Origin of the sequence: Actinoplanes sp. NPDC051633 (assembly GCF_040681735.1) — a bacterium.
GTDB lineage: Bacteria > Actinomycetota > Actinomycetes > Mycobacteriales > Micromonosporaceae > Actinoplanes.
Genome location: NZ_JBFAZH010000408.1, coordinates 1 through 6115, shown reverse-complemented (window position 1 = coordinate 6115; position 6115 = coordinate 1). Strand labels below are relative to the sequence as shown.

At 69.7% G+C, this 6115-nt stretch carries 7 protein-coding genes; 5 read left to right on the top strand and 2 right to left on the bottom strand.

Annotated features, from left to right (window positions below):
- Positions 1 to 1172 (top strand): alpha/beta-hydrolase family protein (locus AB0M20_RS22100; protein WP_364300941.1); only part of this gene is annotated, 1172 nt, incomplete at its 5' end.
- A 49-nt stretch (positions 1173 to 1221) separates the two neighbouring features.
- A complete protein-coding gene (locus AB0M20_RS22095; RefSeq protein WP_364300939.1) occupies positions 1222 to 1827 on the top strand; it encodes a DUF308 domain-containing protein in 606 nt (201 codons plus the stop codon).
- 115 nt (positions 1828 to 1942) lie between these two features.
- Here the strand turns inward: AB0M20_RS22095 and AB0M20_RS22090 are convergent, their stop codons facing one another.
- Positions 1943 to 2428: a DUF1269 domain-containing protein gene (locus AB0M20_RS22090; RefSeq protein WP_364300937.1), complete on the bottom strand. Its 486-nt coding sequence runs from the start codon at positions 2426 to 2428 to the stop codon at positions 1943 to 1945.
- A gap of 60 nt (positions 2429 to 2488) precedes the next feature.
- A complete protein-coding gene (locus AB0M20_RS22085) occupies positions 2489 to 2941 on the bottom strand; it encodes a DUF6325 family protein (protein WP_364300935.1) in 453 nt (150 codons plus the stop codon).
- A gap of 283 nt (positions 2942 to 3224) precedes the next feature.
- Here AB0M20_RS22085 and AB0M20_RS22080 point away from each other — a divergent pair, with 283 nt between their 5' ends.
- From AB0M20_RS22080 to AB0M20_RS22070, 3 genes are all read left to right on the top strand, one after another.
- Complete coding sequence (locus tag AB0M20_RS22080) at positions 3225 to 3749, top strand: hypothetical protein (protein ID WP_364300933.1); 525 nt, start codon at positions 3225 to 3227, stop codon at positions 3747 to 3749.
- A 97-nt stretch (positions 3750 to 3846) separates the two neighbouring features.
- Entirely contained in the window at positions 3847 to 5352 is a 1506-nt protein-coding gene (locus AB0M20_RS22075) for a leucyl aminopeptidase (protein ID WP_364300931.1), read from the top strand.
- Positions 5353 to 5408: 56 nt separating this feature from the next.
- Positions 5409 to 6115 (top strand): hypothetical protein (locus AB0M20_RS22070; protein ID WP_364300929.1); only part of this gene is annotated, 707 nt, incomplete at its 3' end.

Below are 6115 nucleotides of genomic sequence, written 5' to 3'. Positions count from 1 at the left end.
CCGCTCGCGTGGTCGCCGGTCTGGCGGTCGTCCTGCTGCTGCTCGGTGTGTTGAACGGCGTGGTCGTGGACGCGATGTTCACCGTCGCCGACGGGGCCTTCCGGACCGTGAACGGGGAGACGGATCCGGACGCCGCGGCCCCGCGTGACAGCCTGCGCTCCGGCGGACCGCAATCACTGGTGTCCTGGGAATCGCTGGGCAACCAAGGGCGCCGGTTCATCGCGGGCGGGCCCGATCCGGGAGCGCTGCAACGCTTCGGCGGGCCCGGCGGGCAGCCGCCCATCCGGGTCTACGCCGGCCTGGAGTCGGCGCCCACGTCGCGGGAGCGGGCCGCGCTGGCCGTGCGGGAGCTGCAACGCACCGGCGCGTTCGACCGGAAGGTGCTCTGCGTCATCACGACCACGGGTACCGGCTGGGTCAACGCGCGGGCCGTCGACCCGCTGGAGTACATGTACAACGGCGACACCGCGCTGGTCGCGACGCAGTACTCGTATCTGCCCAGCGTGATCTCGTTCCTGGTCGACAAGGAGCGAGCACGCGCAGCGGGGCGTGACCTGTTCGACGAGGTGTACGGCGTGTGGTCGCGGCTGCCCCGGGGCCAGCGGCCGAAGCTGCTGGTCTACGGCGAGAGCCTGGGTTCCTTCGGGGCCGAGACGGCTTTCAGCGGCACCGCCGACATTCGCAACCGCACGGACGGGATGCTGCTGATCGGCCCGCCGAGCCGTAACCGGCTGTGGTCGGAACTCACCGCGGACCGCGACGCCGGCAGCCCGGCGGTGCTGCCGGTCTACGACAACGGCGCGACCGTCCGGTTCGCCGCCGTCCCGGCCGACCTCGAACAGCCGGCCGCCGCCTGGAGCACGCCGCGAGTGGTCTACCTGCAATACCCGTCCGACCCGATCACCTGGTGGGAACCGCGGCTGATGGTGCGCCGCCCCGACTGGCTGGCCGAACCCCGCGGCGCCGATGTGGTGCCCAGCATGCACTGGTACCCGTTCGTGACGTTCTGGCAAGTCTCGGCGGACATGGCGTTCTCCAACGACGCGCCGGCCGGGCATGGCCACAACTTCGGCGCGATGCCCGTGCACGCGTGGGCCCACATCGCACCGCCCGAAGGGTGGACCGCGGCCAGGACCGCCGCCCTGACCGACATCATCGCGGCCGACCAGTGACGGTGGCCGCACAAATCGCCTGCTCGCCTACACCACTGGGAGGTCCGCAATGTCGTCACCGGCCACGGTCGCCGAGACCAGACCGTCCGAACCCGACCTGGGCCACTGGTGGCTGTCCGGGTTGCTGGGCGTGGCCGCCATCGCGGTCGGCGTCGCCGCCCTCACCTGGCCCGGAGCGACCATTCAGGTGGCCGGTTTCCTCTTCGGACTCAACCTGCTGATCACCGGCCTGGTGCGAGCGGTGCTATGCCTGGTGGTCAGCGGATACCCCGTGCTCTACAGGTTGCTCGGCGTGGTCTTCGGCGTGCTGACCGCCGTCGTGGGCGTCATCTGCCTGCGCAACGTCTTCACCTCGGCCGTGCTGCTGATGGTGTTCGTGGCGATCGGCTGGCTCTTCGACGGCGTGGTCGAGATTGCGGTGGCCCTCGCCGGAGCCGACGACCCCATCCGCCGGTGGCGGATCGCTGCCGGCCTCCTCTACGTGGCCGCGGCCGCCGTGGTGCTCGTCTGGCCCGCGCTGGGCCTGAAGACCTTCCTGTCGGTCGGCGCCGTGGCTCTCATCGTCATCGGCGTGGCCCAGGTGGCCGTCACCATCGGCTCGGCACGGGCGGCCCGCACACACGCGAACCGCACACTCGCAGGCACAGCGCCGTGAGTCCGCAGCGCCATGAGTCCGCAGCGCCATGAGTCCCGAGCCGACGCTCGGGCGCACAGCTATGCGGTGACCAGCGACACGGTGTATCCGTCGCTGATCACCGCATGCGGCAGGCTCAGGAACCGCTGAGCTCCTCGGCGAGCTCCTTCTCGTCCTCATTGGACAAGGAAGTCTGCAGCACTTCACCGCCGTACGGGCGCATGGCGGTCGCGAACTTGTCCTCCGTCATCTTCCTGGCCATGATCACCACGGCGGCCTTGCCGGGGCTCAGCATCGCCTGCACCCGGTCCCGGAAGGACGCGTCGATACCCGTCTTGCCCAGCTTCCCCATCAGCGCACCCAGCGCGCCACCGATCAGCATGCCGCCGACCGGTACGAAGAAGAGGATCCCGAACAGAACGCCCCACAGCATGCCGGAGGCCGCGGAGCCGGCCACCTGGCCTCCGGGCGTGTCCACGTGGCTCTTTCCCTTGTCGTCGACGCTGACGACGGCCAGGCCGGTCAGATCGACCACGTGGTCGTGATGCAGCGTCTGCACCTGCGCGTAGGCGCGCTGGGCCGTGTCGTGGTCGTCGTAGCCGATGATGATCAGTTCGGACATGAGACTCTCCCGATGAATCGTGCCGTGGTGGGTGACCGCCCCATCTCGGTCCACCTATTGCTATGTGGCGCCGTCCAGCGCCGCCTCCAGCTCGCCGGCCGGTATCACTCCCGTGGCGACCATCCGGGTGCCGGATTCCTGCAGGCCCGCGGCCATGGCGGCCACCCAGACGTTCTCGTACACGACGATCCCGCCGAGATTGCCGGGCGCGACCAGCTCGCCGATCCAGACCACGTCCTCGGCGTCCAGCAGTCCTGAGGAGGCACCGACGAAGGCAGCCAGTTCGCCGCCCGCACCGGCGAGTACGGCCTCCGGATCGCAGAGTGTCACTTCCCCGTCGGCGGCGCGGGCCACGAACTCGAGGTCGAGGATCCGGACCAGGTCACGATCCGCCAGCTCGAGGAACTGGTGGAAGGCGAAGGCGGGCACGTGGCCGGCGGTGAACTCCACGATGAGGTACTCGATCGGTCCGAGGCTGTCGAGTGCCCCGGTCTCGACGGTGCCCTGGGACATGGGTACCTCCTGATACTCGAAGCGCGTGGCGCATCCGGTCGGGATCGCTCAGCCCATGCTCGCCGTCCCGCTGCCCGCGGTCATCGTCCGAGACGGATGACGGCGCCACGGGGTGCCGTGGGCTGCGGCGGGTCGCGACCGCGGACAAACGCGCCGTCCGGCCGGGTGCGGGGACCCGATGTCACCCGAGACGGACGACGACACGGCAGCCGGCGATGGGCACGGTGAGGACGATGCTCCCCGAGCCTGCTCGCTCCCGCCGACCGAATCGGAGAACCGCGCGATGGCTAACGATGAGGGCCGCGATCTGGGCGCCGTGCTGAACTCATTGACCGAAGCTGAGCTGATGCTGGCCCGCCGGACCGAGCCGGATCAGCTGGATCAGCTGGACGAGGACGAACTCGTCGAGCTGCACACCGTGATACGGCGCGCGCGCAACAAGCACGTCAAGGTGTACCGCCGGCGGGCCGCCGGAGGGGTCGAGCAGGTCGGCGGCCGCGGCAAGTCGTACGCGCAGAACAACCGTCACCGGGCCAAGGCCGAGGTCTTCGAGGAGGCGCTGGCCCGGGTGAGCGAGCGGCTCGCGGCGGCGGCTCGCGCCAGCGCGCAGGCGTTGCGCGACGAACGGCTGGCCGAGGCGCGGCAGGCGCGCAACACCGCACCACCAGCTGCGCCGGTCACCCGGCCGGTCGAGCGGCGCCGGCCGCAGCGGCTGGACCGCCGACCCGACTCCACCGGCCTGGTGAAGCGCCATGCGTCCACCCGCGCGACCGGCGCCCGGCGGCAGGCCGGCCGGGACGGCCGCTGATCATGTCCGGCACCTGCCGGCCGCTTTCATCCTAAACGGTCGAGCCCGATTCACCTTGCCCGCGCCACTCTCGGACCAACAGTTCAAGGGAGATGTCGTGAGCAACCCAGCGATGCAAGCCTTCGACCCCATTCCGTCGATCCGCCGCCAGGTGTCCGTCACCGTCGCCCCCGACCTGTCGGGCGTGGACAAGGCTGGAGCGGTCGCCGTGCCGGTCGACGCCACCAACAAGGACGCCCGGGTGGCCGGCCTCGACCGGGAGGCTCTGTCCGCAGCCGGGTTCGACGCAAAGCGCGGGCAGACCCTCGTGATCCCGTCGGCCGGCGAACACGTCTTCGTGGCGGTGGGCCTGGGCTCCGGGGAGACGGTCAGCGCCGCCCTGGTGCGGGATCTCGCGGGCAGCTTCGCGCGTGCCGTACCGCGGCAGCTGCACCTGGCGGTCCAGATGCCGGCGTCGCCCACCGCGTTGACGCCCCGGGAGTTCGCTCAAGCCGTGACGGAGGGAGTGCTGCTCGCTCGCTGGCGCTTCTTCCTCGGCAAGGGTCGCGAGGAGTCGTTGCTGGACTCGCTGCTCATCGCCGGGCCGGACGAGGCGGCCGACGAGATGCGCGAGGGCATCCGCATCGGCGTGGCGCTGTCGCGCGCGAGCAACCTCGGTCGCGACCTGGCGAACTGCCCGGCGACCACGCTGAGCGCCGAACGGATGACGGCTGTTGCCCGGGAAGTGGGACCGGGCGCGGGCCTGGAGGTCGAGGCGTTCGGGAAGGCTGCGCTCATCGAGATGGGCTGCGGAGGGCTGCTCGGGGTCAATCTGGGCAGTGCCGAGGAACCTCAGCTCATTCGCCTGCACTACAAGCCGGAGTCGCCGACGGGCCGGCTCGCTCTGGTCGGCAAGGGCATCATGTACGACTCGGGTGGCATCAGCCTCAAGCCGAGCGACGAGTCGCACGCGCAGATGAAGAACGACATGACCGGGGCCGCAACGGTCCTCGCGTCGATGACCGTGCTCCGTGAACTGGGCTGCACCACCGAGGTGATCGGCTACCTCTGTTGCACCGACAACATGCCCTCCGGTACGGCTCTCAAGCTCGGCGATGTGCTGACCATGCGCAACGGCACCACCGTCGAGGTGCTCAACACCGACGCGGAGGGACGTCTGGTGATGGCGGACGGTCTTGCCCTGTCGGTCGAGGACGGTGTCGACGCCATCATCGACATCGCCACCCTCACCGGCGCCTGCCTGCGTACCTTCGGCGTCGACATCGCGGGGGTGATGGGCAACAACGCCGCGCTGATGGCGCAGGTCAAGGCCGCCGGAGCCGCGGCGGACGAACCCGTGTGGGAGCTCCCGCTGCATCGGCCCTACCGCCGGCAGCTCGAATCCTCGGTGGCGGACATGACCAACATGGGCGGCGCCAACGCCGGCTCGATCACCGCGGCCCTGTTCCTCGAGGAGTTCGTCGACGGCCGGCCATGGGCGCACATCGACATCGCCGGCACCGGTCAGTTGCCGGCCGCCGACGCCTGGCGCAACAAGGGCGCCACCGGCTTCGGTACCCGCTTGCTCGCCGAGGTGGCCGTCAACTTCCAGCGCGCGGTCTGACCGCCGCTTGTTCGTTTACGCCACCCTGTCCATCAAGAGGAAGCCGGGGCCAACCCATGAATGCGGTGCTCGCCTTCGTCGTTGTGATGCTCGTCTGGACCGTCAGCGACTTCATAGCGAAGAAGACGAAGTCACTGCTGTCGTCACTGTTCGTCGCATCGATCATCTTCATGATCGGCTTCCTCACCGGCATCTTCCCCGAGGACCTGCTCGCCAGCTCCAGTCTGCTGGGGCTGGCCGGAGTCGTCGTCGGGTTCATCATCGTGCACCTCGGCACCATGATCAGCCTGGACGATTTCAAGAAGCAGTGGAAGACCTTCCTCATCGGCGTCGCGACCGTTGTCGGCATCGGGGTGGCTCTGCTCGTGGCGGGCCTCATCTTCGGCAACCGCATCTCCGGCAGCGCCGCCGACGGCTATGCGCAGGCGCTCGACTTCGTGGTTGCCGGCACCGGCGCCCTCAGCGGCGGCACCATCTCCGTGCTCATCGTCCAGGAGGCGGCGATCGGTGTCGGCCTCAGCAACATCGCCGTCTTCCCCGTGCTGATCGCCGCCCTGCAGGGACTCATCGGGTTTCCGCTCACCTCGGTGCTGCTGCGGCGGGAGGCCACCCGGATCAGAGCCGAGTTCCGCGCCGGCAACCTCGCCCCCGTCGTGGCCGAGGACAGCGAGACGGAGGCGGCATCGGTCAAGATGCCGACTCCCCTGCGCACTACCGCCGGCACCCTGTTCTGCGTCGGGGTGGTCGTGCTGATCAGCACCGG

What these genes read in the sequence shown, in the direction of transcription:
- AB0M20_RS22095 (WP_364300939.1), top strand. Translation starts at nt 1,222, where the DNA reads ATGTCGTCACCGGCCACGGTCGCCGAGACCAGACCGTCCGAACCCGAC.
- AB0M20_RS22090 (WP_364300937.1), bottom strand. Translation starts at nt 2,428, where the DNA reads ATGTCCGAACTGATCATCATCGGCTACGACGACCACGACACGGCCCAG.
- AB0M20_RS22085 (WP_364300935.1), bottom strand. Translation starts at nt 2,941, where the DNA reads ATGTCCCAGGGCACCGTCGAGACCGGGGCACTCGACAGCCTCGGACCG.
- AB0M20_RS22080 (WP_364300933.1), top strand. Translation starts at nt 3,225, where the DNA reads ATGGCTAACGATGAGGGCCGCGATCTGGGCGCCGTGCTGAACTCATTG.